The sequence below is a fragment of the Nocardia sp. NPDC003693 genome (assembly GCF_053981095.1).
In genome coordinates, this window is the sequence record NZ_JBSFNO010000043.1 from 36,430 (window position 1) to 60,499 (window position 24,070).

At 69.5% G+C, this 24,070-nt stretch carries 25 protein-coding genes; 10 read left to right on the forward strand and 15 right to left on the reverse strand.

Going from position 1 to position 24,070, the window contains the following annotated elements; translation table 11 throughout:
* Window positions 1-2: 2 nt before the first annotated feature.
* The 3 genes from ACWDOP_RS32820 to ACWDOP_RS32830 all read right to left on the reverse strand — a co-directional run bounded on the left by ACWDOP_RS32820 (window position 3) and on the right by ACWDOP_RS32830 (window position 2,461).
* The gene (locus ACWDOP_RS32820; protein ID WP_456348150.1) at window positions 3-989 is read right to left on the reverse strand and encodes an ABC transporter ATP-binding protein; all 987 of its coding nucleotides are present in this window, start codon (window positions 987-989) and stop codon (window positions 3-5) included.
* 24 nt (window positions 990-1,013) lie between these two features.
* Window positions 1,014-1,652, reverse strand: a complete 639-nt coding sequence (locus ACWDOP_RS32825; protein ID WP_456348151.1) for a TetR family transcriptional regulator — start codon at window positions 1,650-1,652, stop codon at window positions 1,014-1,016.
* A 161-nt stretch (window positions 1,653-1,813) separates the two neighbouring features.
* The gene (locus ACWDOP_RS32830; RefSeq protein ID WP_454202795.1) at window positions 1,814-2,461 is read right to left on the reverse strand and encodes an O-methyltransferase; all 648 of its coding nucleotides are present in this window, start codon (window positions 2,459-2,461) and stop codon (window positions 1,814-1,816) included.
* Window positions 2,462-2,694: 233 nt separating this feature from the next.
* Here ACWDOP_RS32830 and sigE point away from each other — a divergent pair, with 233 nt between their 5' ends.
* The 5 genes from sigE to ACWDOP_RS32855 all read left to right on the forward strand — a co-directional run bounded on the left by sigE (window position 2,695) and on the right by ACWDOP_RS32855 (window position 6,800).
* Window positions 2,695-3,366, forward strand: coding sequence for an RNA polymerase sigma factor SigE (gene sigE, locus ACWDOP_RS32835; RefSeq protein ID WP_456348152.1), 672 nt, complete (start codon window positions 2,695-2,697; stop codon window positions 3,364-3,366).
* Window positions 3,367-3,441: 75 nt separating this feature from the next.
* Window positions 3,442-3,828: a hypothetical protein gene (locus ACWDOP_RS32840; protein WP_456348153.1), complete on the forward strand. Its 387-nt coding sequence runs from the start codon at window positions 3,442-3,444 to the stop codon at window positions 3,826-3,828.
* Window positions 3,829-3,838: 10 nt separating this feature from the next.
* A complete protein-coding gene (locus ACWDOP_RS32845) occupies window positions 3,839-5,419 on the forward strand; it encodes a S1C family serine protease (protein WP_456348154.1) in 1,581 nt (526 codons plus the stop codon).
* 68 nt (window positions 5,420-5,487) lie between these two features.
* Window positions 5,488-5,904: a Sec-independent protein translocase protein TatB gene (tatB, locus tag ACWDOP_RS32850; protein ID WP_454202791.1), complete on the forward strand. Its 417-nt coding sequence runs from the start codon at window positions 5,488-5,490 to the stop codon at window positions 5,902-5,904.
* A gap of 59 nt (window positions 5,905-5,963) precedes the next feature.
* Window positions 5,964-6,800 carry a hypothetical protein gene (locus ACWDOP_RS32855; protein ID WP_354989517.1) on the forward strand — a complete coding sequence of 279 codons (837 nt, stop codon included), beginning with the start codon at window positions 5,964-5,966 and terminating at the stop codon, window positions 6,798-6,800.
* A gap of 4 nt (window positions 6,801-6,804) precedes the next feature.
* On the opposite strand, the gene ACWDOP_RS32860 is transcribed toward ACWDOP_RS32855, so the two are convergent.
* From ACWDOP_RS32860 to dapE, 6 genes are all read right to left on the reverse strand, one after another.
* Window positions 6,805-7,743, reverse strand: coding sequence for a glucosyl-3-phosphoglycerate synthase (locus tag ACWDOP_RS32860; RefSeq protein ID WP_456348174.1), 939 nt, complete (start codon window positions 7,741-7,743; stop codon window positions 6,805-6,807).
* A 59-nt stretch (window positions 7,744-7,802) separates the two neighbouring features.
* Window positions 7,803-8,675, reverse strand: coding sequence for a dihydropteroate synthase (folP, locus tag ACWDOP_RS32865; RefSeq protein WP_454202790.1), 873 nt, complete (start codon window positions 8,673-8,675; stop codon window positions 7,803-7,805).
* Between the two features lie 91 nt (window positions 8,676-8,766).
* Complete coding sequence (locus ACWDOP_RS32870) at window positions 8,767-10,536, reverse strand: long-chain-acyl-CoA synthetase (RefSeq protein ID WP_456348155.1); 1,770 nt, start codon at window positions 10,534-10,536, stop codon at window positions 8,767-8,769.
* 284 nt (window positions 10,537-10,820) lie between these two features.
* On the reverse strand, window positions 10,821-11,396 hold the full coding sequence (locus tag ACWDOP_RS32875) for an LOG family protein (protein ID WP_454202788.1): 576 nt from the start codon (window positions 11,394-11,396) through the stop codon (window positions 10,821-10,823).
* Window positions 11,380-12,174, reverse strand: coding sequence for an LOG family protein (locus tag ACWDOP_RS32880; RefSeq protein WP_454202787.1), 795 nt, complete (start codon window positions 12,172-12,174; stop codon window positions 11,380-11,382). The genes ACWDOP_RS32875 and ACWDOP_RS32880 overlap by 17 nt, the downstream gene beginning before the upstream one ends.
* A 129-nt stretch (window positions 12,175-12,303) precedes the next feature.
* Window positions 12,304-13,407, reverse strand: coding sequence for a succinyl-diaminopimelate desuccinylase (dapE, locus tag ACWDOP_RS32885; RefSeq protein ID WP_456348156.1), 1,104 nt, complete (start codon window positions 13,405-13,407; stop codon window positions 12,304-12,306).
* 151 nt (window positions 13,408-13,558) lie between these two features.
* Between dapE and dapD the strand changes: the two genes are divergently transcribed.
* Window positions 13,559-14,515 (forward strand): 2,3,4,5-tetrahydropyridine-2,6-dicarboxylate N-succinyltransferase, encoded by a 957-nt coding sequence (gene dapD, locus ACWDOP_RS32890; protein ID WP_454202785.1) that lies wholly within the window; start codon window positions 13,559-13,561, stop codon window positions 14,513-14,515.
* Window positions 14,516-14,628: 113 nt separating this feature from the next.
* Here the strand turns inward: dapD and ACWDOP_RS32895 are convergent, their stop codons facing one another.
* From ACWDOP_RS32895 to ACWDOP_RS32910, 4 genes are all read right to left on the reverse strand, one after another.
* Window positions 14,629-15,000, reverse strand: coding sequence for a PPOX class F420-dependent oxidoreductase (locus ACWDOP_RS32895; protein ID WP_456348157.1), 372 nt, complete (start codon window positions 14,998-15,000; stop codon window positions 14,629-14,631).
* 82 nt (window positions 15,001-15,082) lie between these two features.
* Window positions 15,083-16,171, reverse strand: a complete 1,089-nt coding sequence (locus tag ACWDOP_RS32900) for a TIGR03857 family LLM class F420-dependent oxidoreductase (RefSeq protein ID WP_456348158.1) — start codon at window positions 16,169-16,171, stop codon at window positions 15,083-15,085.
* A 41-nt stretch (window positions 16,172-16,212) separates the two neighbouring features.
* Window positions 16,213-17,346, reverse strand: coding sequence for a phosphotransferase family protein (locus ACWDOP_RS32905; RefSeq protein WP_456348159.1), 1,134 nt, complete (start codon window positions 17,344-17,346; stop codon window positions 16,213-16,215).
* Window positions 17,347-17,434: 88 nt separating this feature from the next.
* Entirely contained in the window at window positions 17,435-18,070 is a 636-nt protein-coding gene (locus ACWDOP_RS32910; RefSeq protein WP_456348160.1) for a TetR/AcrR family transcriptional regulator, read from the reverse strand.
* A gap of 189 nt (window positions 18,071-18,259) precedes the next feature.
* Between ACWDOP_RS32910 and ACWDOP_RS32915 the strand changes: the two genes are divergently transcribed.
* From ACWDOP_RS32915 to ACWDOP_RS32925, 3 genes are all read left to right on the forward strand, one after another.
* Entirely contained in the window at window positions 18,260-18,736 is a 477-nt protein-coding gene (locus tag ACWDOP_RS32915; protein WP_456348161.1) for a DUF1772 domain-containing protein, read from the forward strand.
* Between the two features lie 71 nt (window positions 18,737-18,807).
* Window positions 18,808-19,203 carry a PPOX class F420-dependent oxidoreductase gene (locus ACWDOP_RS32920; RefSeq protein ID WP_456348162.1) on the forward strand — a complete coding sequence of 132 codons (396 nt, stop codon included), beginning with the start codon at window positions 18,808-18,810 and terminating at the stop codon, window positions 19,201-19,203.
* A gap of 229 nt (window positions 19,204-19,432) precedes the next feature.
* Entirely contained in the window at window positions 19,433-20,776 is a 1,344-nt protein-coding gene (locus ACWDOP_RS32925; RefSeq protein ID WP_456348163.1) for a 2OG-Fe(II) oxygenase, read from the forward strand.
* Between the two features lie 17 nt (window positions 20,777-20,793).
* Here ACWDOP_RS32925 and ACWDOP_RS32930 read toward each other — a convergent pair whose 3' ends face one another.
* Window positions 20,794-22,221, reverse strand: coding sequence for an acyl-CoA synthetase (locus ACWDOP_RS32930; protein ID WP_456348164.1), 1,428 nt, complete (start codon window positions 22,219-22,221; stop codon window positions 20,794-20,796).
* 141 nt (window positions 22,222-22,362) lie between these two features.
* Here ACWDOP_RS32930 and ACWDOP_RS32935 point away from each other — a divergent pair, with 141 nt between their 5' ends.
* Window positions 22,363-23,223, forward strand: a complete 861-nt coding sequence (locus ACWDOP_RS32935) for an oxygenase MpaB family protein (protein WP_456348165.1) — start codon at window positions 22,363-22,365, stop codon at window positions 23,221-23,223.
* A gap of 78 nt (window positions 23,224-23,301) precedes the next feature.
* Here ACWDOP_RS32935 and ACWDOP_RS32940 read toward each other — a convergent pair whose 3' ends face one another.
* Window positions 23,302-23,934 carry a TetR/AcrR family transcriptional regulator gene (locus tag ACWDOP_RS32940; protein WP_454202775.1) on the reverse strand — a complete coding sequence of 211 codons (633 nt, stop codon included), beginning with the start codon at window positions 23,932-23,934 and terminating at the stop codon, window positions 23,302-23,304.
* Between the last annotated feature and the right edge of the window lie 136 nt (window positions 23,935-24,070).

Consider the following 24,070-nt stretch of genomic DNA (forward strand, 5'->3'; position numbering starts at 1 on the left):
GGTCATTTCGCCACCTGCTTCGTGGCAGCGGCGGTCTCGACCGGCCCATCGTGGGCGGCGTGCCCGTTACCGGCGGCGGTGCCGCCTTCGTCGCCGTTCAGCGAATAGTGGCGCAGGAACAGCTCTTCCAGCGTCGGCGGCTGGCTGACCAGGCTCCGCACCCCGGCGTCGCCGAGCACGCGGATCACTTCGCCCAGGTGCTCGCTGTCGACCTGCAGGTGCACCGTGTGATCCTCGACCGTGACGTCGGCGACGCCGGGCAGGCGGCCGAGATCGCCCGGGTCCCCGGTCATCTCGGCCGTGATGGAGGTCCGGCTCAGGTGGCGCAGCTGCGCGAGGGTGCCGGATTCGACGGTCTTGCCGGCCCGGATGATGGTGACCCGCCGGCACAGCGCCTCGACCTCGGACAGGATGTGGCTGGACAGCAGCACCGTGCAGCCGCGCTCGGACGCCTCCCGCACGCATTCGCGGAAGGTCTGTTCCATCAGCGGGTCCAGCCCGGAGGTGGGTTCGTCCAGCAGCAGCAGTTTCGCGTGCGAGGAGAACGCCGAGACCAGCGCCACCTTCTGCCGATTGCCCTTGGAGTAGGTGCGCGCCTTCTTCTTCGGATCGAGTTCGAACCGCTCGATCAGTTCGGCGCGCCGCGCCTGATCCAGCCCGCCGCGCATGCGGGCGAGCAGGTCGATGGTCTCCCCGCCCGAGAGCGAGGGCCAGAGCGTGACATCCCCGGGCACATAGGCGATGTCGCGATGCAGGGCGACCGCGTCGGTCCAGGGGTCGCGCCCGAGCACCTCGGCGGTGCCGGAGGTGCGGGCGAGGATGCCGAGCAGCACGCGAATGGTGGTGGATTTCCCGGCCCCGTTGGGTCCCAGGAAGCCGTGCACCTCACCGGTTTCGACCTCGAGGTCGAGGCCGTCCAGGGCGTGTACCCGTCCGAAGTGCTTGTGCAGGTCCCGGACGGTGATGGCCGGTTGTGCGGGACTGTTCATCGAATCTCCTAGGCGGAAAACGATTTATGGGTTGTCGTGCTGCTGGGTCAGCGTGTCCAGCATCATCGAGTCGGTCAGCAGACCGTTGGTGAGGATTTCCAGCGCGGGGAGCATCATCTGATCCGCGTACTCGCGCAGGGCTTTCCGATAGTCGACGGGGCCCTCGTGGGTGGCGGCGTACAGCTGCAGGAACATGATGATCCCGCCGCCGTTGGTGATGGCGAAATACTTGGCCATCGCGGGCAGATCCCTTGGCGCGCGGAGTGTTCCGGCCGCGATGCCCGCCGCGAGGTAGCCCTGGATGTCCTCGACCATGTGGTCGAAGAACACCGTCATGAGCGATCCGCCCGCCTGCAAACTGCGCAGCAGATACGCCAGATACGGTGCGAAATCCTCGATCTCGGCCATCTGCGCGAGCAGCCCGTTGGGCGAGGGCCGCTCGAGCGATTCGAGCTTGGCCGCCCGGATCACCTCGCGCACCCGGTCGTCGCACGCCTCCCGCAGTCCGTCCTTGGACCCGAAGTGATGATTCACCAGCCCGGGTGAGACACCGGCCGCGGCGGCGATGGCGCGGACCCCCACCCCGAACCCCTCTTCCCCGAACACGGTGATCGCGGCATCGCGAATCCGGGCCCGGGTGCTCAAATCATCGACTGAACGCACGTTCAATAGATTAAACACGTGTTCAATCGCGTGGCAAGACCTCTACCCCGCAAAGTTCGCAAATTTACGAAATCCCAGCTCAGCAGCGCTACCCGCGCCGGGCTACACCGGCACTACCCGCGCGACGCGCAGCAGCCTTACCCGCACGACGCGCAGCAGCCTTACCCGCGCGACGCGCAGAGCAGACCGTCCCCCACCGGAATCAGCACGCTCGTCAGCAGCGGATCCTCCGCGATGGCCCGCGTGGCCGCCCGCACCGCCTGGGTCTGCGGATCGCGCTGCGCCGGATCGGGCACGCGCCCGCCGAGCAGCGCGTTGTGCAGCAGGATCGCCCCGCCCTCGCGGAGTAATCGCACCGCCTGGTCCACGTACTGCGGATGCTCCAGCGGCGCCGCGTCGATGAACACCAGGTCGTAGGCCCCGTCGGCCAGGCGCGGCAGCACATCCAGCGCGCGGCCGTTGATCAGCCGCGTGCGCGCCGGGGTGATGTCCGCGGATTTGAACGCCTCGCGCGCGGCGCGCTGGTGTTCGGGTTCGGAGTCGATGGTGGTGAGCGTGCCGTCCTCGCGCATGCCGTCCAGCAGCCACAGCCCGCTGACGCCGGCGCCGGTGCCGACCTCGACGACGGCGCGCGCGCCGAGCAGCTGTGCGTACATGCTGAGCAGTGCCCCCACCGACGGGGGCACGGGCGCGGCCCCCAGTTCGAGGGCGCGTTCGCGCGCGGACACGAGAATCTCGTCCTCTGCGACGGATTCCTCCACGTAGGCGAGGTTGCGCTGCAGGTTCGATGCCGCCGGAGTCTGACTCACGGGTATGAGGCTAACGGCGCGGGGGCGGTATCGCGTGGCGGTGACCGGCCGGTGTGGCGATTTTTCTCAGGTGTCCCTCAGCCTGCGCATACGGCTGCCACATCAGGACCGGCAAGAGTATTGCCTACGCCAGGCCAGCGACCGGCGGCCCGGCCCCGGGAACAACGTGACCCACCAGGTCGGTTGCACAGGGGACGAAGCCCCGGTCCCGAGTAGGAGGTACTCCCATCCACATGGTCGACGAGGCGCGTGACTCCGCCGGACTGCTCCCGCAATCCTTCGAGCCGAAGACCGAGCTGCCGCAGGACGGCGAGCCCGATATCGCACTGCTGTCCGGAACGGCCGCTTTCGACGCCACCGGTGATCGCCACAAGATGCCGACCTGGGACGAACTGGTCCGGGAACACGCCGACCGCGTGTACCGGCTGGCCTATCGCCTCACCGGTGACCCACAGGACGCCGAGGACCTGACCCAGGAGACGTTCATCCGCGTCTTCCGGTCGCTGTCCAACTACCAGCCCGGCACCTTCGAGGGCTGGCTGCACCGCATCACCACGAACCTGTTCCTGGACATGGTGCGCAGACGCAACCGCATCCGCATGGAAGCGCTGCCCGAGGACTACGACCGCGTCCCCTCCGAGGGCCCGGGTCCCGAGCAGCTCTACCACGACGCCAATCTCGATCCCGACCTCCAGGCGGCGCTCGACTCGCTGGCGCCGGAATTCCGCGCGGCGGTCGTGCTCTGTGACATCGAAGGCCTGTCCTACGAGGAGATCGGCGCGACGCTCGGCGTCAAACTGGGTACCGTGCGCAGCCGCATCCACCGAGGACGTCAGGCACTGCGCGAGCACCTCGAGCATAATGGGGTGGAGCGGCGGAACGCCGCCACCGAGAAGGTCGGGTAAGGCGCGGTTCCAGCACCTCGCGCGCCGGCTTTTCGCGTGCAGCGCAGGTGGTCCTTTCCGAAAGGTGTGCAGCTTATGAGTGGGCCGGACAGAACTCCGCGTCGTCCACCTCGTTTCGCCCCCACCGAGCATCTGGCTACGGAGGCCATCGCCGCCTATGTGGACGGCGAACTGCGGATGAACGCGTATCTGCGTGCCGCTCATCATCTTTCCGTGTGCCGGGAATGCGCCGTCGAGGTCGAGTCACAGCAGCAGGCGCGCAGCGCCCTGCAGCAGTCGACGCAGATCTCCGCGCCCCTGCGGTTGCACGACACTCTGAGCCGGATCCCTTTGTCCGAACTGCCCGGCGCGGAACACCCGCCGATCACGGACCGCAATATGCTCGCTCCCGGCGCGAGTTCCTTCGGGCTGCGCCAAGATTCGTTCGACAGCAGACGGTGGACAAGCTGGTGGCGCAAGTAGAGTTCATCGGGTGACCACCGAATCGAAGAACACGGGCCCGGTTCCGGGTGAGGGGCCCGCGGCGGACAACCTGTCGCGATCTGCGCAGGCTTCGGATTCGGCGGCCGATCGGGGGAACCTGAGGCCGTCGGACGCACCGGTCCTGGGGCCGCGGCCGGTCTATCGGCCGCACGTCGACAATCACACCGCACACGCCTTCCGCCGCCCGAGCGGGCAGAACGGGTCCTTCGCGCCGCGCTCGGCCGCCGCCGCGGTGGCCGGGGCCGCCACGGACGGCCCGCAGGTGACCAACCGCCCGCCGGACGCGGTGCTGGCCGAGGCCTTCGGCCGCCCGGCGGGTTCTGATGAACTGCTGCAGCGCGATCCGGAGGCGAACCGGGACAGCGCCGCGCCCGCCGCGCCGGCGAATCCGTGGCGCGATCCCGCGTCCGCCGCCCGGCTCGGCTCCCCTGCCGTGGCCACCCCGCGGCCGGAGCCGCTGCCGCCGGGCAGCAGGCTCAGCGCCCGCGATGTGCTGTTCGGCGGGCAGGCGTCGGGCCGCGCGCTGGCGACGCTGGCCGCCATCGCCCTGGTGATCGGTCTGGCGGGCGGCGCGATCGGCGCGTTCACCTCCGACTCCACCTCGGCGCTGACCTCGCGCAAGGTCGAATTGCAGTCCGCGCCCGGCAATGACGAGCCGCACGGGCAGATCACCAAGGTCGTCGACGCGGTCATGCCGTCGGTGGTGACCGTGCGCGCCTGGGTCGGCGACAGCGGTTCCTCGGGCTCGGGCGTCGTGATCAGCGGCGAGGGCTACATCGTCACCAACAACCACGTCGTGTCCCTGGCCGCCAACGACAAGAGCGGCAAGGCACAGCTGCAGGTGGTGTTCTCCGACGGCACCCGCGTGCCGACCTCGATCGTGGGTCGCGACACCAAGTCCGATCTGGCGGTGCTCAAGGTCGACGTGAAGAACCTGTCGGTGATTCAGCTCGGCAATTCCGCGGACGTGCAGGTCGGTGACGACGTGCTGGCGCTGGGTTCGCCGCTGGGCCTGGAGAAGACGGTCACCTCGGGCATCGTGTCGGCGCTGCATCGGCCGGTGAAGGTCGGCGGTGAGGGCACCGACACGAACGCCACCCTCGATGCGGTGCAGACCGACGCGGCCATCAACCACGGCAACTCCGGTGGCGCGCTGGTGGACATGCAGGGCCGGTTGATCGGCATCAATACCGCCATCAAGTCCGAGAGCGGCGGTTCGGTCGGCCTGGGTTTCGCGATCCCCGTGGATCAGGTGAAGCGCATCTCGCAGGCGCTCATCCAGACCGGCAAGGTGAATCATCCGCGGCTGGGCGTGAGCGCCAAGACCAAGATCGTCGCCAATGACGTGATGAGCGGTGCGGCCGTGGCCGACGTGCAGGCCGGCGGTCCCGCGGCCAAGGCGGGCATCGTCGAGGGCGACGTCATCGTCAAGGTCGGCGACCGCGATGTGACCGGTCCGGAGGAGCTGACCGTGGCCGTGCAGTCGCACGAGATCGGGCAGACGGTGAACGTGCGCCTGATCCGTGACGGGCGCGAGGTCGATGTTCCGGTCACCCTGGAATCGGACTGATGCGCGAAGTGGTTCAGCGCACGTGCGGCGGCGGGGCGCGCGCATTCGGGCACAGGTAGCCTGAACCCGTGTTCAGCAATGTCAGCTGGGGCGAGATGCTCGTGTTGCTCGTCGCCGCACTCGTGATTCTCGGCCCGGAGCGACTGCCCGGGGCCGTGCGCTGGACCACGAAGTCGCTGCGGCAGGTGCGCGATTACGCCACCGGCGCGACCGCGCAGTTGAAGCAGGAGCTCGGTCCGGAGTTCGACGAGATCCGCAAGCCGCTCGAGCAGCTCAACGAACTGCGCGGTATGAATCCACGGTCGATGGTCACGAAACATCTTCTCGACGGCGATGATTCATTCTTGACCAAAGCGTTCGAGCCGCCGTCCTTCGAGAAACCGTCCAGCGCTCCGAGCAGCGGTTTCGGCGAGTACGGCATGCCGAAGCAGCAGAAACCGCTCGAACGCAACGAACGTCCGCCCCTCGATCCGGACGCCACCTGAGATCTCCGGCGTCAACCGGACTAGACACCGTTGGCTGTTCAGGTATCTAGACTGCGCACATGTCAGCCGACGAGGTGGCACGGGTGTTCGCGATCGAAGACAAGGTCGAGCGACTCAAAGCCGCCACCGACGGAGTCGCGGCCGCGCAGCAGCAGATAAACGAGTTGACGCGCATACGCCGCGCCGTGATCCGCGAACTACACGCCGAGGGTTGGACGTTCGCCAGAATCGGTGCGGCCGCCGGACTTTCCCGCGCCCGCATCCATCAGGTCAGCACCCAGGGGCCGGTACCGGAAGGTCTGTTCTTCGGGCACGGGCCGCTCACCATCCTCACCCCGGACGTGCGCAGCAACACCCGCTCGCTCGCCCTGGTCGGGGCGCCCGACGCGGCCGCCCCGCACCGCCTGGTCGAGCTACTACGCGAGCTGGGGTTCACCGCCGCGGTGCAGCGCTTCCTACCCGGCAGACCCCTGGATCTGGATCGTGACGGCCTGATCGTGCTCGGCGGGCCGGAGTTGTCGCCGAGCCTGCGTTACCTGGTGGCCGCCGACCCGCGCCTGCGCCGCACCGTGGCCCGCGCCGGGCGCATCCGCCGCGGCATCGAGGATCGCGCGGCCCGCCGCGTGTACCGCCCCGGCGGCACCGAACCGTACGACATCGCCTATCTGGCCCGCCTGCCCCGCCCCGACGGCAAGGGCACCGTCCTGGTGATAGACGGCCTGCATCCGCCCGCCTCCCTGGGCGCGATCCGCCTGCTGGCCACGCGCCTGGCCACCCTCCACGAACGCGCCGCCACCCACCCGTTCTCGGCCGTGGTCGGCGTGCGCTACGACCGCTCGACGGGCGAGCCGATCGAGGCCGATCTCCTGACCCCGATCTACCGCCACGATCGCTGAGTGGTCAGGCCGCGGCCGACTCCGGGCGCAGGGTGTTCATCGGCGGGCGATCCGCGAGGGAGACCTCGGTGGCCCGCGCGGTGAATTCGCCGTCCACGAGCGGGAACTGGGTGAGCGCGGCGCCCGAGTCCGAGACTCCCGCCCGGCCCAGCACGGTGCCCAGGATCTGCCGGCTCATCACGCCGAGTTCGGACAGCGGGCGGTTGCGGTGCTGGCGCACACCGAGATTCACCTGTCCGATGGCCGCGAGCCCGAGCAGGTCGTGGGTGTCCAGCAGCAGTCCGATCTCCACGCCGTAGCCGGGCGCGAACGGCACCGCGGTGAGCAGTTCGCGGGTGCCCGCGTACTCACCGCCCAAGGGCTGCAGCACATTCGAGAGCGCGGGGCGCAGCGCCGCGAGCAGCGGCCTGGCCACCAGTTCGGTGACGCGCCCGCCGCCGTTGTCGTCGATGCTCGTGCCCTGGCGCAGCGGGCGGCGGTAGTACGCCTTGACCAGGTGCATGCCGTCGACGGTGAGCAGCGGCCCGAGCAGTTTGGGCACGAACATCGGATCCGGGTCGATCAGGTCCGAGTCGACGAAGGCGATCAGGTCGCCGGTCGTCACCGCGAGCGAGCGCCAGAGCACCTCGCCCTTGCCCGGGACGGGATCGAGTTCGGGGACGGCCTGCTCGCGGGTGACGACGCGGGCTCCGGCGGCCGCTGCGCGTTCGGCGGTGGCGTCGGTGGAGCCGGAGTCCAGAACCACGAGTTCGTCCACGAGCGTGCCGAGCAGGGGCCGAATGCTGGCCACCACGGCGGCGACCGTCTCTTCCTCGTTCAGCGCGGGCAGCACCACCGAGACCGTGCGGTCGCCCTTGGCGGCCACGAGTTCGTCGACGGTCCAGCCGGGCTGGTCCCAGGTGTTGCCGGCCGCCCAGTCGGCCGGCGCCGGCGGCGCGGGCATCGCGTGCTGCGCCTCGGCGGTGGTGTGCGCGTGGTGTGCGGTGTCCCGCTTCGCCCCGCTCACGCGAGTCCCCGCAGCGTTCTCGCGGGCGGGCGGTTGCCCTGGATCGCGGCGATCATGTCCACGACCCGCCGGGTTGCCCCGACCTCGTGCACTCGGAAGACGCGGGCGCCCGCCGCGGCGGACCATGCGGTCGCTGCCAATGTGCCCTCCAATCGCTCGGACAAGCCGACACCAAGAGTCTCTCCGATGAAATCCTTATTGCTCAGCGCCATCAAGACCGGCCACCCGGTATTCACAAGAACGTCCACGGCCCGCAACAATTCGAGCCCGTGATAGGTGTTCTTGCCGAAATCATGGGTCGGGTCGATGAGGATCGAGTCCTTGGCAACCCCCGCCGCCACCGCGTTCTCCGCCGCGGCGACCACGGTCTCGGTGACCTCGGCCACCACGTCGGCGTACCGCACCCGGTGCGGGCGGGTGCGCGGGATCGCGCCGCCGGTGTGGCTGCACACGATCCCCACGCCGAGTTCGGCGGCGACGCCGACCAGGTCCGGATCCGCCCCCGACCAGGTGTCGTTGATCAGGTTCGCGCCCTCGGCGACGGCCGCGCGGGCGACCTCGGCGCGCCAGGTGTCGACGCTGATCAGCAGGTCGGGATAGCGCTCGCGGATGGCGGCGACGAACGGCACGACGCGCCGCGCTTCCTCGGCGGCGTCGACGGTGCTGCCCGGCCCGGCCTTGACCCCGCCGATGTCGACGAGGTCCGCGCCCTCGGTGACCGCGCGCTCGACGGCGCCCATGGCGGCCTCGTCGGTGAACGTCGCGCCCCGGTCATAGAACGAGTCCGGCGTCCGGTTCACGATCGCCATCACCAGCGCCCGATCCGTCGCCACCGGCTTCCCGCACAATGTCGGCAACGGCGCACACATGGCCTCCAATGTACCGACCCCTGTGCCGCCTGATTTGTCTGGCTCTGCTCGACTCCACCGGCCGCGGGCCGGGTCCGCCCGCCCGGCGCGCTCAGTTGCCCGGCGCGCGCCCCGCGGCCACCTCGGCGGCGTAGTCCTCGTACGCCGGGACATAGCCGTCGGACCGGCCGGCCAGGACGTACAGGGTGCTGTCGCCGTCGGGCGCGTAACCCTGTTTGCGCAGTTCGACCTTGCGACTCTTGAACGTGGAGGTCTGCTCGAGTTCGGGCACCACGCGCAGGAACAGCGGGACGGCGTAGGCGGGGAGGCGGTCGTAGAGCGCCGCGGCCACGGCCCGGCCGTCCAGGGTCGCGCCCTCGGCGAGGGTCACCGCCGCCATGCCGGCCTTGCCGTCCGCACCGGGGACGTCCACGCCGTACACCACGGCCTGGGTGATGGCCTCGATGCCGGTGAAGCCGCCCTCGACCTGCGTGGTGGCCACGTTCTCACCCTTCCAGCGGAAGGTGTCGCCGAGCCGGTCCACGAACGCGATGTGGCCCCAGCGCTGATCGCGGACCAGGTCGCCGGTGTCGAACCAGCAGTCCCCCGTGGCGAATCCGTCACGCACCAGCTTGGATTCGGTGGCGGCGCCGTCGGTGTAGCCGTCGAACGGGGACCGGTCGGTGACCTTGGCCAGCAGCAGCCCGACGCCGCCCGCGCGTACGCGCCGCAGCTTTCCGTCGGTGCCGCGCAACGCTTTTCCGGTCGCCTCGTCGTATTCCACGATGGCGAAGGGCAGCGGGGTGAAGCCCGCGGTCTTGTCGATGCCGAAGGCGTTGATGAAGGCGACGTTGCCCTCGCTCGCGCCGTAGAACTCCACGATTCGCTTGATGCCGAACCGTTTCCGGAATTCGTCCCAGATCTCCGGGCGCAGTCCGTTGCCGACCGCGAGCCGGACCCGATGCGCGCGATCGACGCTGCGGGCGGGCTGGTTGAGCAGGTACCGGCACAGTTCACCGATGTAGATCACCGCGGTGGAGCGGGTGTCGACGACCTCGTCCCAGAAGCGCGAGGCCGAGAACTTGCGTCCCAGAGCGAAAGTCGAGCCGCCCGCGACGACCGCGGACAGCGCGACGGTGAGCGCGTTGTTGTGATAGAGCGGCAGGCAGCAGTAGAGCGCGTCGTCCCCGCGCAGCCGGACGCCGAAGCCGCCGAGTCCGGCCATGCCCTTGGTCCAGCGCAGGTGGGTCATGACGCTGGCCTTGGGCAGGCCGGTGGTGCCGGAGGTGAAGATCAGGTAGGCCCGCTCGCCCGCCGTGATCCGTTCGCACACAGCGGGATCGCGATCGTCGGCGGTGTGCGCGGCAGCGGCCAGCTCGTTCGACCACAGCACCCCGGGCCGCGGTTCGGCCAAACTGTCCAGCGCCTCGGCGCACTCCTCACCCACCACATCGAGTACCGAGTTCAGCAGCCCGAAACTGTGCTGCAGCACGTGATCTCGCTGATTGTGATTGAGCAGTCCCGCCGTGGCGCCGAGTTTCACGACGGCCAGCGTGGTGAACAGCGTCTCGGGCCGGTTCGTCATGAGCACGCCGACCACGTCGCCCCGGCGCACGCCCCGGGCGGCGAGCACGGCGGCGTACCGGTTCACCTCGGCATTGGCTTCGCCCCACAGGTATTCGCGGCCCTCGAAGCGCAGGAACGGCCGCTCCGGATGTTTGGCCGCGGCCCGCTGGAAGAACAATCCGATGGACGCCTCGGACGCCGAGTTCACCAGCATGTGCCGCGCGGTGCGCAGCATCCCGGGCGCCTCGAACGCCATGCCCGGCAACCGCCGTGCCAGTTCCAGCAGCCCCACCGTCGATCGGACATCGGTACTCACGTGGCCCGCTCCTTCACCCGCGCAACTCGGTCGGTGTGCGCCGCGACACACCTCCGCGCCCACCCTACCGATGGGTAAGTAGTTGTCGAGGGCGCACGGCACCACCCGCGCGAGAACGCGGCGGTCTGGCGCGATCGGTCAACCGGCCCGGTCCGCGTGAGCGGTCCGAGGCACGACCGCCACCGGCGACGTGAGCACCCGGCCGAGACGGCGGTGGCGGGTGCCGCGAGAACCGTTGGCACACCGGCCGACCCGTGGTCCGCCGGCAGCCACGCGCCCGGAGCTCAGGGTTCGAGCGCGGTGAAGGCCAGATCGAAATCCGCGGTGACGGTGACGCGGTTGATCGCCTCGTCCCCGGCGAACCCCCGGGTGCGCAGTTCTTCCATCCAGGCGAACAATCCGGCGTAGTGACCGTCCGGGTCCAGCACCACGACCGGTTTGTCGTGCATGCCGAGGTAGCCGCCGGTCCAGGTCTCGAAGAGCTCCTCGAGGGTGCCGATGCCGCCGGGCAGGGTGAGGAAGGCGTCGGCGCGTTCGTCCATCACCTGTTTGCGCTCGCGCATGGTGTCGGTGACGATCAGCTCGTCCGATTCCACGTCGGCCATCTCCCGGTGCACCAGGCGCTTGGGAATGACCCCGATCGTGCGCGCGCCGGCCGCGCGGGCGGCGGTGGCGACCGCGCCCATCATCGAGACGTGTCCGCCGCCGGAGACCAATTGCCAGCCGCGGCGGCCGATTTCGGCGCCCACCGCGCGCGCCAGCTCGAGCGCGGCGGCATCGGTGACGCTGGCCGAGCAGTAGACGCAGACGGCGTAGGACGACGCGGTCGACTCGGCGCCGGACTCAGCGTTCGAACTCATCGTCGGCCTCCTCCCCCTCGGCGTCGAGTTCGGCGCGCTCGCGCGCGGCCGCGGTCACGATGGCCACCACCTCGTCCACGCTGTCGGTGACGTGCAGCAGGCGCATGTCACCGGGGGCGATCTTGGCCGAGCCGAGCAGCGAGTCCCGCAGCCAATCCACCAGTCCCGCCCAGTATTTGGTGCCGAACAGGATGATCGGGAACTGGTTGACCTTGCGGGTCTGCACCAGGGTGAGCGCTTCGAAGAGCTCGTCGAGGGTGCCGAAACCGCCGGGCAGGCAGACGAAGGCCTGCGAGTACTTCACGAACATGGTCTTGCGCGCGAAGAAGTACCGGAAGTTGATGCCGAGATCGACCCATTCGTTGAGGCCCTGCTCGAACGGCAGCTCGATGCCGAGTCCGATCGAGTAACCGCCGGCCTCCGACGCGCCGCGGTTGGCCGCCTCCATCGCGCCCGGCCCGCCGCCGGTGATCACCGCGAACCCGGCGCGCGCCAGCGCACCGCCGATGGCGACGCCCGCCTGGTACTCCGCGGAATCGGCCGGGGTGCGCGCGGATCCGAAGACCGAGACCGCGCGCGGCACCTCCGCCAGCGCGCCGAAGCCCTCGACGAATTCGGCCTGGATGCGCAGCACGCGCCACGGGTCGGTGTGCACCCAGTCGCACGGTCCCCGCTCGTCCAGCAAATGCTGATCGGTGGTCCCGATGCCCTTCTTCCGGTCACGTCGCAGCATTATCGGCCCGCGATACCGCGGCGTCTTGGCACCCTCAGCAGACATGCGGCCAAGGTTATCCGGACGGGTCACGGCGCGGATGCGCACGGCACTCCCGGGGGTCTACGACACGCCGATACGACCGCGCGTTCGCAGATCCGCCGCACGCGCGCCCGCACGCGCCCCGGGTCCCGGTCAGTCCTGCTCGCCCAGCAGGTAGCTGCGCAGCATGGACGCGACCTGGGTGATCTGCTCGACCGGCAGGTGCTCGTCGCGCTTGTGCGCGAGGTTCGGGTCGCCGGGCCCGAAGTTGACCGCGGGCATCCCGCGGGCGGCGAAGCGCGAGACGTCGGTCCAGCCGTACTTGGCGCGCACGCCGCCGCTGCCGTGCGCGTGCACGATGTCGATGAGGTCCTTGGCGGCGGGCGCGGCCAGGCCGGGCAGGGCGCCGGGGGCGCCGTCGGTGCGCTCGAAGTCCAGGTCCAGGCCCGCGAAGACCTCGCGGACGTGCTCGGTGGCCTGGTCCAGGGTGCGGTCCGGCGCGAACCGGAAGTTGACGTCGACCTCGGCCACGTCGGGCACCACGTTGCCCGCGACGCCGCCGGAGACGCGCACCGCGGACAGGCCCTCGCGGTAGACGCAGCCGTCGATCTCCACTTCGCGCGCGGTGTAGGTGGAGAGCCGTTCCAGGATCGGCGCGAGGCGGTGAATGGCGTTGTCGCCCAGCCAGGCTCGCGCGGTGTGCGCGCGCACGCCGGAGGTGGTGAGCCGGACCCGCAGGGTGCCCTGGCAGCCGGCTTCGATCCAGCCGCCGGAGGGTTCGCCGAGAATGGCGAGGTCGCCCTCGAGCCATTCGGGCAGTTCGCGTTCGATCCTGCCGAGCCCGTTGAACTCGGCGGCGATCTCCTCGGCGTCGTAGAAGATCAGCGTCAGGTCGTGCACCGGCTCGGCGACGGTGGCCGCCAGGTGCAGGAAGACCGCGTCGCCGGATTTCATGTCGACCGTGCCGCAGCCGTACAGCAGGCGCTGTCCGCCCGGGCCGAGTTCGAAGCGACTGGGCACGTTGTCGGCGATGGGCACGGTGTCCAGGTGCCCGGCGAGGATGACCCGCGTCGGCAGCCCGCGCCGTGTGCGCGCGAGGACGGTGTTGCCGTGCCGCAGGATCTCGAACCCGGTGGTCTGTTCGCGCAGGGCCTTCTCGACGATGTCGGCGATGAGCGCCTCGTCCTTGGACACGCTCGGGATATCCACCAGAGCGGCGGTCAGGGCGATGGGGTCAGCGCTGAGATCGATGGTCACCCGCCCACCCTAAGCGAGCGTTATCGCCCGTTCTCTTCATCGCCACGGCCCTGGCACAAAAGGACTGTGTCTGTTTTGTCTCACTGTTTCGGTGTCCGCGCAGCGGAGGAGGGTCGGACAAGCGAAATGCCGGCCGGTAACCTGAACAGCCGTGAGCACTCAGGGAGCACAAGCAGTCGGCCTCGCCACCATCACCGTCAACGGCACGGTACTCGACACCTGGTACCCGTACCCGGAGTTGGGCGAATTCGCCGAGACCGGTTCGGTCCGCCTGGATGCCTCCGATGTCGAGTACGCCAAGTTCGCCGATGTCGTCGGTCCCGACGAGGCCCGCCGGGTCGAGGTCGTGGTGGTGCGCACCACCATCGCCGATCTCGACGCCGCGCCCGTCGACACGCACGACGCGTTCCTGCGCCTGCACCTGCTCTCGCACCGCCTGGTCCGCCCGCACGGGCTGAGCCTGGACGGCATCTTCGGCCTGCTCGCGAACGTGGCCTGGACCAACCACGGCCCGTGCTCGCTCGAGGAGCTGGAGCTGACCCGCCTGAAGCTGCGCGCTCGCGGCCCGGTCACCGTGTACAGCGTGGACAAGTTCCCGCGCCTGGTGGACTACGTGGTCCCCTCGGGCGTGCGCATCGCCGACGCCGATCGGGTCCGCCTCGGCGCACACCTGGCCTCGGGCACCACGGTCATGCACGAGGGCTTCGTGAACTTCAACGCCGGAACCCTCGGCAATTCGATGGTGGAGGGCCGTATCTCGGCCGGTGTCGTGGTCGGCGACGGCTCCGACGTCGGCGGCGGCGCGTCCATCATGGGCACCCTGTCCGGCGGCGGCAAGCAGGTCATCTCGCTCGGCGAGCGCTGCTTGCTCGGCGCGAACTCCGGTCTGGGCATCTCGCTCGGCGACGACTGCGTGGTCGAGGCCGGCCTGTACGTCACCGCGGGCACCAAGGTCACCCTGCCGGACGGCGCGGTCATCAAGGCCGCCGAGCTGAGCGGCAAGTCCAATCTGCTGTTCCGCCGCAATTCGGTCTCCGGCGCGGTCGAGGTGGTGGCCAAGAAGGGCACCGGCGTCGAGCTGAACGCGGCCCTGCACGCGAACGACTGATCCCGCGCGGCGAGAAGCCGTGCCGCACAACCGCCCGCGCCCCTTGCGAATCGGATTCGCAAGGGGCGCGGTGTCGTTCGGCGCTCATCGGGGAAGCCCGGGCCCACGCGCGGCTACTCGATGCCGAAGGCGATGACCCGCTCGGGGGTGATGCGAATGAGTTCGCGGTTCGTCCCGCCGATGTAGGTGTCCACATCCCGCAGCGCCTGTGCCACGCCCCGGATCTCGAGGCACCGCACCGTCCACGGATTCACCGACGGCACGTCGTCCACCACGAACGACACCCGTTCCTCCTTGGCGAGATTGCGGAACTTCTGGGACGCGCCCATGTTGTATCCCGCGATGTCGATGGTGCCGAGGGCGTCGTTGTACCGGAATCCCACCGGGTTGTTCTGCGGCTGCCCGTCCGGGCGCACGGTGGCGAGGCGGCCGAGCCGCTGACCGGCGAGGTAGTCGAGCTGGGCGGGCGAGAACGTTGCGATCATGGATACGACCGTAGAACCTCGAGTACGGTCGAGGTCAAGGGCCGGGATCCCGCGCCGCTCCGGCCCCGCGAGAGTCGTGCGCTCACGCGAACTTTCCCGGATTCGCCGCGACGGCCCGCCGCAGGGTGGGCCGATCGGCCCGGTACGCGTCGACGACCGAGGCCAGCTCGTGCGGGCTCGCGCCGTGCATGATCACCGAGTGGCAGCCGAGGTCGTATTCCCGGGAGATCTTGCGCACGCATTGTTCCGGGGTGCCGTAGGCGGCCGAGGCCAGCCATTCGTCGGGGATCAGGGCGTCGAACTGTTCCAGCACGTCGACCGAGGCGGAGGCGTCGATGGGCCCCGCGGCCGCGGCGTCCTGGAACAGCCGGGTGGCGCGAATTCGCGCCCACACCTGCGGATCCCAGCCGTTGGCGCTGATCAAGATGTCGGCGTACGCCTGCAGGTAGGTGACCAGCCGGCCGGTCCGCCGGCGCAGCTGATCCTCCGGGGTGAGGGCGTCGCTCGCGGTCGCCAGGCAGGACCAGATGCGGACGCTGTCCGGATCCTTGCCCGCGCGTTCGGCGCCGCGCCGCACGGCCGCGACGGACTTCGCGGTGGCCTCGTCGGAGAAGAAGGTGTGCAGGACGACGAAATCGCCTATCTCCCCGGCGAGTTCGAGGGTCTTGGGGCCGACCGCGACGAAGCCGATCGGCGGCGCCTCGTCGAGCCCGTTCTGGTGGTAGAGCACGGGCCACGCCCCGGCCGGACCGTCGTGGTTCAGGATCGTCTCGCCGTTCCAGAGCCTGCGCAGGATGCCCACGAAGTCGCGCAGGGCGGCCTCGGTGACCGCGGGCAGGCCGATCGCCTTCCAGTTCGCGGCCATACCGCGCCCGAAGGCCATGGCGTACCGGCCCTCGGTCATGGCCTGCATGGTCGAGCCCATGGTCGCGGTCACCATCGGATGCCGGGTGTGGTGGTTGGTGGCGGCCGCGGCGATGCCGAGGTCGGTGGTGCACCCGGCCAGGCCGCCGGACAGCACGGCGGAGTCCTTGACGGTCATCCGCTCGCCGATCATGCACGACCCCAGGCCGAGTCGTTCCGCGTCGCGCGCCTCGGGCAGCAGGACCCGGGCGTCGGCGGGATGGCGGGTGATGCAGTAGTAGGCCAGTTCGTTCAGTTGATCGCTCACGAGAGTGGTTCTTCCCCGGTAGTTGTCGGACAGGGTGCGAGTCAGGCGCCGAGTTCGGCGAGCAGCGCTTCGACGATGGCGCGGTGGTGCAGCAGCACCTCGATATCGGCGGGGCGTTCCATCTCGCCGAAGTGGATCTGCCGCCCGCCGGCGCGCAGGAAGACCACGGCATAGTTCAGGGCGGCGAACATCGTGTACCAGGTGAGGTCGGCGAGTTCGACGCCCGCGTGGCGCGCGTAGCTCGCGCGCACCTCGTCCTCGCGCAGGAAGTCCGGCATGCCCGGGAACCCGAAGTTGACGGCGATGCCGTGGAAGACGCGGTGCCCGAAGGTGATCCAGGCGACGTCGAGTTCGCGGGGGCCGATGGTCGCCATCTCCCAGTCCAGGACCGCGACGGGTTCGAAGTCGCGGTACATGCAGTTGCCGAGTCGCGCGTCGCCCCAGGACAGCACGGTCTCGTAGGAGCCGGGGGCGGGCAGATTCTCCCCGAGCCACTTCAGGATTCGCTCCACCAGCGGCGCGGGGCCGGTGTCGCGCACGGAGAACTCGTACCACGCGCGGGCGCGGTTCAGGATGCGCTCGAGCACGTGGTCGCCGGCGTACGGCGGGTCCAGGAACGCGAAAGTCGTTGCCGCGTCCGGGATCGCGTGCAATTTCACCAGAGTTTCGACGGTGCTCTCCTGCACCCGCCGCCGCTGTTCGGGATCGGCGTCGAAGAGCCAGTTGCCCCCGAAGGTGTACGGCATGACATCCGGCGGCACCGAGCCCTCGACGCGATCCATCAGCAGGAACGGCGAACCGAGCACGGTGCCGGTCGGCTCGACGAAGCGCACCCGCGGCACCCGGACGTCGGTCGCGGTGGCGACGATGCGCATGACTTCGGCCTGGCCGGGCAGGTCGTAGTGCTCGTAGACGGGAAAGTCGCCGGGGGCGGGCGCGATTCGCGCGATCAACTCCGCCGTCCGGGTCGCACCGCCGGCGCGCCATTCGAGCGTGAGGGTCAGCGTCTCCGCCGACATACCGTTGCTGTCGATGCCGGAGCCGAGGGTGAGCACGGGGCCGGAATCCTCGGGTAGTTGCGTCGCCAGCCAGGCGGTGAGGCTGGGAATCAGGGCCGCGGTGTCGCGGCTGCTGCGCTGCAGGCGCATGCCCTGTTCATCGGAAGACGGAGACATGGATCACTCCTGACGGGATCGCGAAAGCTGGGGGTAACAGTGGACCTCCCCTTCGCAATTGTCAACGAGGGTTCTCAAAGAATGGGCGTCACCCCAGGTAGAAGGCCATCCCGTCGACCAGGCAGTGCCGGGCTTCGGTCAGTTCGGCGGCCGAGGACAGCTCGCGTTCGTTATTGATGCCGCGCATGGCCATGGGGATCAGCGCCTGCACCCGATGCACCCGGGCGGGGTCCAGGGGCAGGTCCGCGAGGAAGTATTCGAAGGCGCGCAGCCAGGCGTTCTCGTAGTCGGCCAGGGCGGCGACGGTCAGCGGAAACGTCTCGGCGCGCTCGCGGGCGCCGGTCGGCAGCCCGCCGCGCAGCGCCTCGACCGCCCGGCCGCCGGGGGTATCGAGGATGGCCCACATCGCGTCGACCATCTCCCACACCCGCTCGCGCACCGAACCCGTTGCCCGGGGCCAGGTCTCGGGACTGTTCGCGCCGGTGCGATCGGTCAGTTCGGCGAGCACGGCGGCCCAGAGTCCGTCGATGTCGCCGAACTGGTGCTTGAGCGTCCCCCAGCTGACCCCGGCTGCCCGGGCGACCCGATTCGCCGACAGCGGTTCGCCGCCACCCTGCGCCAGGCAGTCGATGGCGATGTCGAGCAGGCGCTGGCGGGTCTCGCGCCCCTTGCGATTGAGCCGGGTGCCCGCCGCGGACTGCATGGTCGAACTCGCTTCGGTCATCCGATTTCCATTCCGCGCGCCCCGACGCCTCGGTACCTCCGATGGTCGTTTCGACGATAGCGGCAGGTCCATCCCCTGCCGCGGGGGTGGTCGGCATCGATCTCCTAGCGACGCTAGACAAGCTAGCAACCCAATGCTACCGTTGCTTCAACACCTAGCGACGCTAGGAATCGGGAGAAGGAATTCGAAATGCTCATCGTCACCGGACAACTGGTCGCCGTCGCCGCCGTTCTCGCCAATGCCGTCGTCTACGGCACCGACGTGTGCGGGGCCGTGATCACCCGGGCCGTCTACCGCAAGCTCGACGACGCGACCGTCACCCTGAGCGCCGGCTGGGGGCACTACTACGGGGATCGGCGCATGCCGATCGTCGGGGCCGGCGGCGTGATCGCCGCGGTCCTCACCCTGGTGATCGCCATCGCGGCCGGACAGCCGGGGGCGGCGATCGCGGCCGGCATCGCGGTGGCCGCGCTGGCGCTCTGGCTCACCATCTACGTCCGGGTCGCCAAGCCGATCAACGCCCGGCAGACCGCCGCCGCGCTCAGCGGTGTCATCCCCGCCGATGCCCGTGCGCTGCAGGACCGTTGGGACAGCATGTTGAAGTACCGCGTCTCCCTGCAGTTCCTGGCCGTCGCCGGCCTCTGCGCCACCCTGATCCTGCTCTGATCCCGCACGCCGATCACTTACCGCCCCTTCTGTTTTCGATCCGCCACCCCGCGCACCAAGGAGTAACCGTCATGACCTTCACCAGCAACGAGCAGCAGTTCCTCGCCGAGGCCGGCATCGGCCGCTTGGCCACGGTCGCCCCCGACGGCACCGTGCAGAACAATCCGACCGGCTACCGGGTCAACGCCGACGGCACCATCGACATCGGCGGGATGCGGATGCGCCCCAGCCGCAAGTACCGCAATGTCGAAGCGGGCAGCCGGGTTTCGTTCGTCATCGACCAGCAGGTGTCCTGGGAGCCCTACGTGATTCGCGGCATCGAGGTCCGCGGCACCGCCGAGGCCCTCGACGATCAGGAGCCGCCCTTCCCCCACCAGGAACGCGCGATCATCCGGATCCACCCCGACCGCGTGATCTCCTGGGGCATAGACGGCGGCTCCTTCGACTTCGCCGGCCGCGACGCCTGACCGCCGACCGTCCCCGCCCGCACCCCGCTGACCGGCCGCTTCGATGCGCGCCGGTCAGCGGCGTATCCGGGCGAGCGCGGCGAGGATCGGGGCGCCCGCGACGACGGCCGCCCCGCCGAGCGGGGAGTCGGTGGCCCTGATCAGCAGTACGGTTCGCATCGCCGCGGCATGGGGTTGTCGGTGAGCGCGGGCAAGATGCCCGGGAACGTCGACGAACGAGGGAGATGGCATGTCGGACAGCGCATTGCGGGCGATCGGGGAGCTCATGGCCGCCGCGCCGACGGCGGGGTCATTCGCCGCGCGGCACAGCGGTTCGGGGGAGGATCTCGTGATCGAGGTGGAGGGGATGGGCCGGCTCTCGATGCCGGTGCCGTCGGAGCAGGCGCGGCGGCTGTGTGAGATCGCGCGGCCGGCGCGCTACGGGTTGCGCGAGCAGACGCTGCTGGACGCGAGTGTGCGGCACACGTGGGAGATTCCACGGGAGCGAATCACCGTGGACGAAACCCGGTGGCACGGGACGCTCGGGCCCGTGCTGGACAGGGTGCGGACGGAACTGGGTCTGGCGCCGGAATGCGAGTTGTCCGCCGAACTCCATTCGATGCTCGTCTATGAGGCCGGTCAGTTCTTTCAGCGCCACCAGGATTCGGAGAAGGCCGCCGGCATGATCGGCACCCTGGTGGTGACGCTGCCGTCGGCGTTCACCGGCGGCGAGCTGGTGATCGAGCAGCAGGGGACGCGGGTGGTCGACGCGGGTTCGCCGGAGCAGATGTGTTTCACCGCGTTCTACAGCGACTGCGAGCACGAGGTGCTGCCGGTCACGGACGGATTCCGAATCGTGCTGACCTACAACCTGATAGCGAGTGGCCGCAGTGGGCTCGACCCCGCCGACTTCGCCCGCCATCCGTCGGTCACCCTGCTGGCCGAGCAGCTGCGCGCGCACCTGGCTCCCCCGAGCGATCCGGAAGCGTCCTCCCGGCATGCCCACCGGCCGAGTCAGCTCGTCTATCTGCTGGACCACCAGTACTCCCGGAACGGCTTCGGGTGGGATCGGCTCAAGGGCGGCGACGCGGCTCGCGCCGGCATGCTGCTCGCGGCGGCCGAGATCGCCGGGTACGACACGCAACTCGCGCTGGGAGAGCTCGAGGAGTCCTACGACGAGGACGACTACACGATCACGATGCTGATCTACCGGGAGCGCTGGGAACGCGTCGCGGGCGGGTGGAAGTGCGTCGAGAGTTCCGAGGTGGACTTCGACGACGAGGGCGACATGATCGACCCGATCGTGGCGGACACGACGAACTTTCCGCTGAGGTCCGAACTCCCGCTCGCCCCCGGCTCCGACTACCTCGGCGACCTGCGCTGGTCCGGCTTCACCCTGACCTGGCTGGTCGATCGTTCCGGAGCCGCCGGCAAGCCCGACACGACCGGGGTATGGAACACGGAGTTGTGCACGAGCGCAACGACTTCCATGGAACCCTTCGCTTCGGAGGTACAGGGCTACATGGGCAACGAGGGGAACAACGCCAATTTCTGGTATCGGCGCTCGGCGGTGGTCGTCCGGCCGCGCCGGTAGCGGCGGCCGATCACCCCCTACAGCAGCAACTTCTTCTGCACCTTGCCCATCGCGTTACGCGGCAGCGAATCCACCACCCGCACCTCCCGCGGCCGCTTGTGCGCGGCCAACTCACCCGCCACATGATCGATCAGCTGCTGCGGCTCGGAACCCGTTGCCCCGGAGCGCAAGACGACGAAGGCCACGATCCGCTGCCCCAGATCCGGGTCGGGCACCCCGACCACGGCGGTCTCGGCGACCGCCGGATGCCCGAGCAGCGACGTCTCGATCTCACCGGCGCCGATGCGGTAGCCGCCGGATTTGATGAGGTCCACCGACTCCCGTCCGACGATGCGGTGGAAGCCCTCGGGGTCGATGACCGCGACGTCACCGGTCTTGAACCACTCGTCCTCGGTCCAGTTCTCGGCGGTCACCTCGGGACGGTTCAGGTAGCCGTCGAACAGCATCGGCCCGCGCACCTGCAGCCCGCCGACGCTCTCGCCGTCGTGCGGGACGGGTTCGCCCGCCTCGTCGCGCAAACGGGTCTGGACGCCGTCGACCGGGGTGCCCACCCAGCCGGGGCGGCGCTCGCCGTCCGGCCGGGTGGAGAGGGTGATCATGGTTTCGCTCATGCCGTAGCGCTCGATGGGCGCGTGGCCGGTGAGTTCGCGCAGGCGCTCGAAGACCGGGACCGGCAGCGGTGCGCTCCCGGAGATGAGCACCCGGGCCCTAGCCAATTGCCGTGCGGCATCGGCATCTTCGGCGATCCGCGACCACACGGTGGGTACGCCGAAGTACATGGTGCCCGCGGCTGCGGCATACGCCTCGGGCGTGGGCTTGCCGGTGTGCACCAGTGGACCGCCCACGCGCAGCGGTCCCAGCACGCCCAGGATGAGTCCGTGCACGTGGAACAGCGGAAGCCCGTGCACCAGTGTGTCGCTCGCCTTCCACCCCCACGCCGCGATGAGCGCGTCCAGCCCGGCGGCTATGGCCCGCCGGCTGAGCATGACGCCCTTCGGCGCACCGGTGGTGCCGGAGGTGTACAGGATGAAAGCCGTTGCGGCGGGGTCCGGTTCGCCGTAGACGTGCCAGGAGCGCGCGTGCTTGCGCACCGGGATGACCGGCAGTTCGGTGCCCTCCGGGGCGTCGCCGAGCCAGGCCTGCGCGCCCGAATCCGCGAGAATGTGCGCCAGTTCCGCGCTGCCCGCGTCCGGCGGCACCGGCACCACGGTGACGCCCGCGAGCAGGCAGCCCACCACCGCGAGCACGGTCTTCACCGTCGGCGCCGCCAGCACCGCGACGCGCTCGGCGCGCGCCACACGCTCGGCGACCGAGGTGGCCGCGCCCAGCAGATCGCTGCGCGAGAGGGTCACGCCCTCGATGGTGACGGCGTCGGGAATATCGTCTCCGGCGGCCACGGCGGCCGGATGCAGCGAACTCAGCAGGAGCGGCGACCTGTACGACACCCGCCCACGCTACCGCCCGGCGCGCTGCCCACTCGGCCCCGGGACACGAATCGGGTGCGAAGGCCGCTCGCGGATTGACAGCCCCCGCGAGTGGGTAAGAGGATTTATGCATAACCTTCTCACCTGAGGATGTGGTCAACGATGACCAGGCCGCTTCGCGCACCCCGGCAGCAGCGTTCCCCGATCGACGAGCCGCCCATCGATATCCGTCAATTCATCGACGGCGCCTCCGGACTACTGGGCGGCGCGGCCAATGTGATCATGCAGCTCGCGAATCGCCCCGTCGGCTACGGCGTGGTCGAATCCCCGGTGGAGAGCGGCAACGTCATGATCCACCCGATCAAGCGGCTGCGCACCACCATCACGTATCTGGCGGTGGCCCTGATGGGTTCGGAGGAGGATCGCGCCGCCTATCGCGAGGCCGTGAACACCTCGCACCGGCAGGTGCGCTCCGCGCCGGGAAGCGCGGTGCGGTACAACGCCTTCGATCCCGAACTCCAGCTCTGGGTGGCGGCGTGCCTGTACTGGGGCGCGCAGGATCTCTACGAGCGCATGCACGGTCCCATGAACGAGAAGGACGCGGATGCCTTCTACCGCTATTCCGCTCGCCTGGGCACCACGCTGCAGATGCGCGAGGAGATGTGGCCCGCCGATCGAGCCGCCTTCCACCGGTATTGGACCGAGAATCTCGCCAGGACCCGCATCGATCCGCACATCGCGGCCTACTTCGACGACCTCATCGACCTGCGCATGCTCCCCCGCCCGTTGCGGCTGCCCTTCGCGCGCGTGCACCGGTTCTTCGTGATCGGCCTGCTCCCGCAACACCTTCGGGACGAGATGGGCATGACCTGGACCCCGCGCCAGGATCGCCTGCTCGCGCACACCCTGCGCGCGATAGGCACCGGCAGCGCCCTGCTCCCCACGTCGATTCGCGTGCTGCCCATCAACGCCTATCTGATGGACATGCGCCTGCGCCGCCGGCTGGGCCTGAAGCTGGTCTGAAAATACCCGTGCCGCACCGCGTCCCAGCGGTGCGGCAGCACACCGACGCCCCCGGATCGGCCGGGAACACCGATCGCCTCAGTGAATCCGGAATCCCGGCACCACGTGCTCGATCGCGAAGCGCCGCAGCGCGATCGGATCGTCGAGGGGAATGACCGTCTGCGGGGTGAGCGCGAGCGAGAGCGCGTTGCGCGCGACCATCTCCGCCAGCGGCAGCGGATCGTACTCGGGCAGTTTGCCTTCGGCCTGCAGCCGGGTGATGAATTCGGCGAGGTAGTCGCGGCCGAGTTCGATGACCGGCGCGCCCTGCACCGTGAGGTACGGCAGCACGATCTCGGGCTCGGTCTTGAGCAGCCGCACCAGCAGTCGGTTGCCGCGCAGCCCTTCGAGGAAGGCGATGAACAGCGTCACGATCTGATCCTGCGCACTGGCGTCCCGGTCGACCTGGGACTGGACCGCGGTGTCCACGCTGTTGATGAACTGCCGCGTCTGCCACAGTCCCACCGCCTGGATCAGATCGTTCTTGCCGGCGTAGCGCCGGTACAGCGTGGCCAGCGAGAGCCCGCCGCGCCGGGCGACCTCGACCATGCTGGTCCGCTTGATACCGAAGTCGAGGAACGCCAGCATGGCGGCGTCGAGCACCTTGGCCTGATTGCGATCCTCGGGAGCGGATCCGCGCACGAGCGGCAAGAGTTTGGCCAGCTTGGCCATGTCCGGGCCCTTCCGAGTCGCGAAGATACGATGAGGCACCAATCATCGCACATTGACAGTATGACACCTCGGTGAGAAGGTGAGGGTGAGAGTTTCTCAAATTCTCTTCCACCGCCGAGGTATGACGACGAGGAGT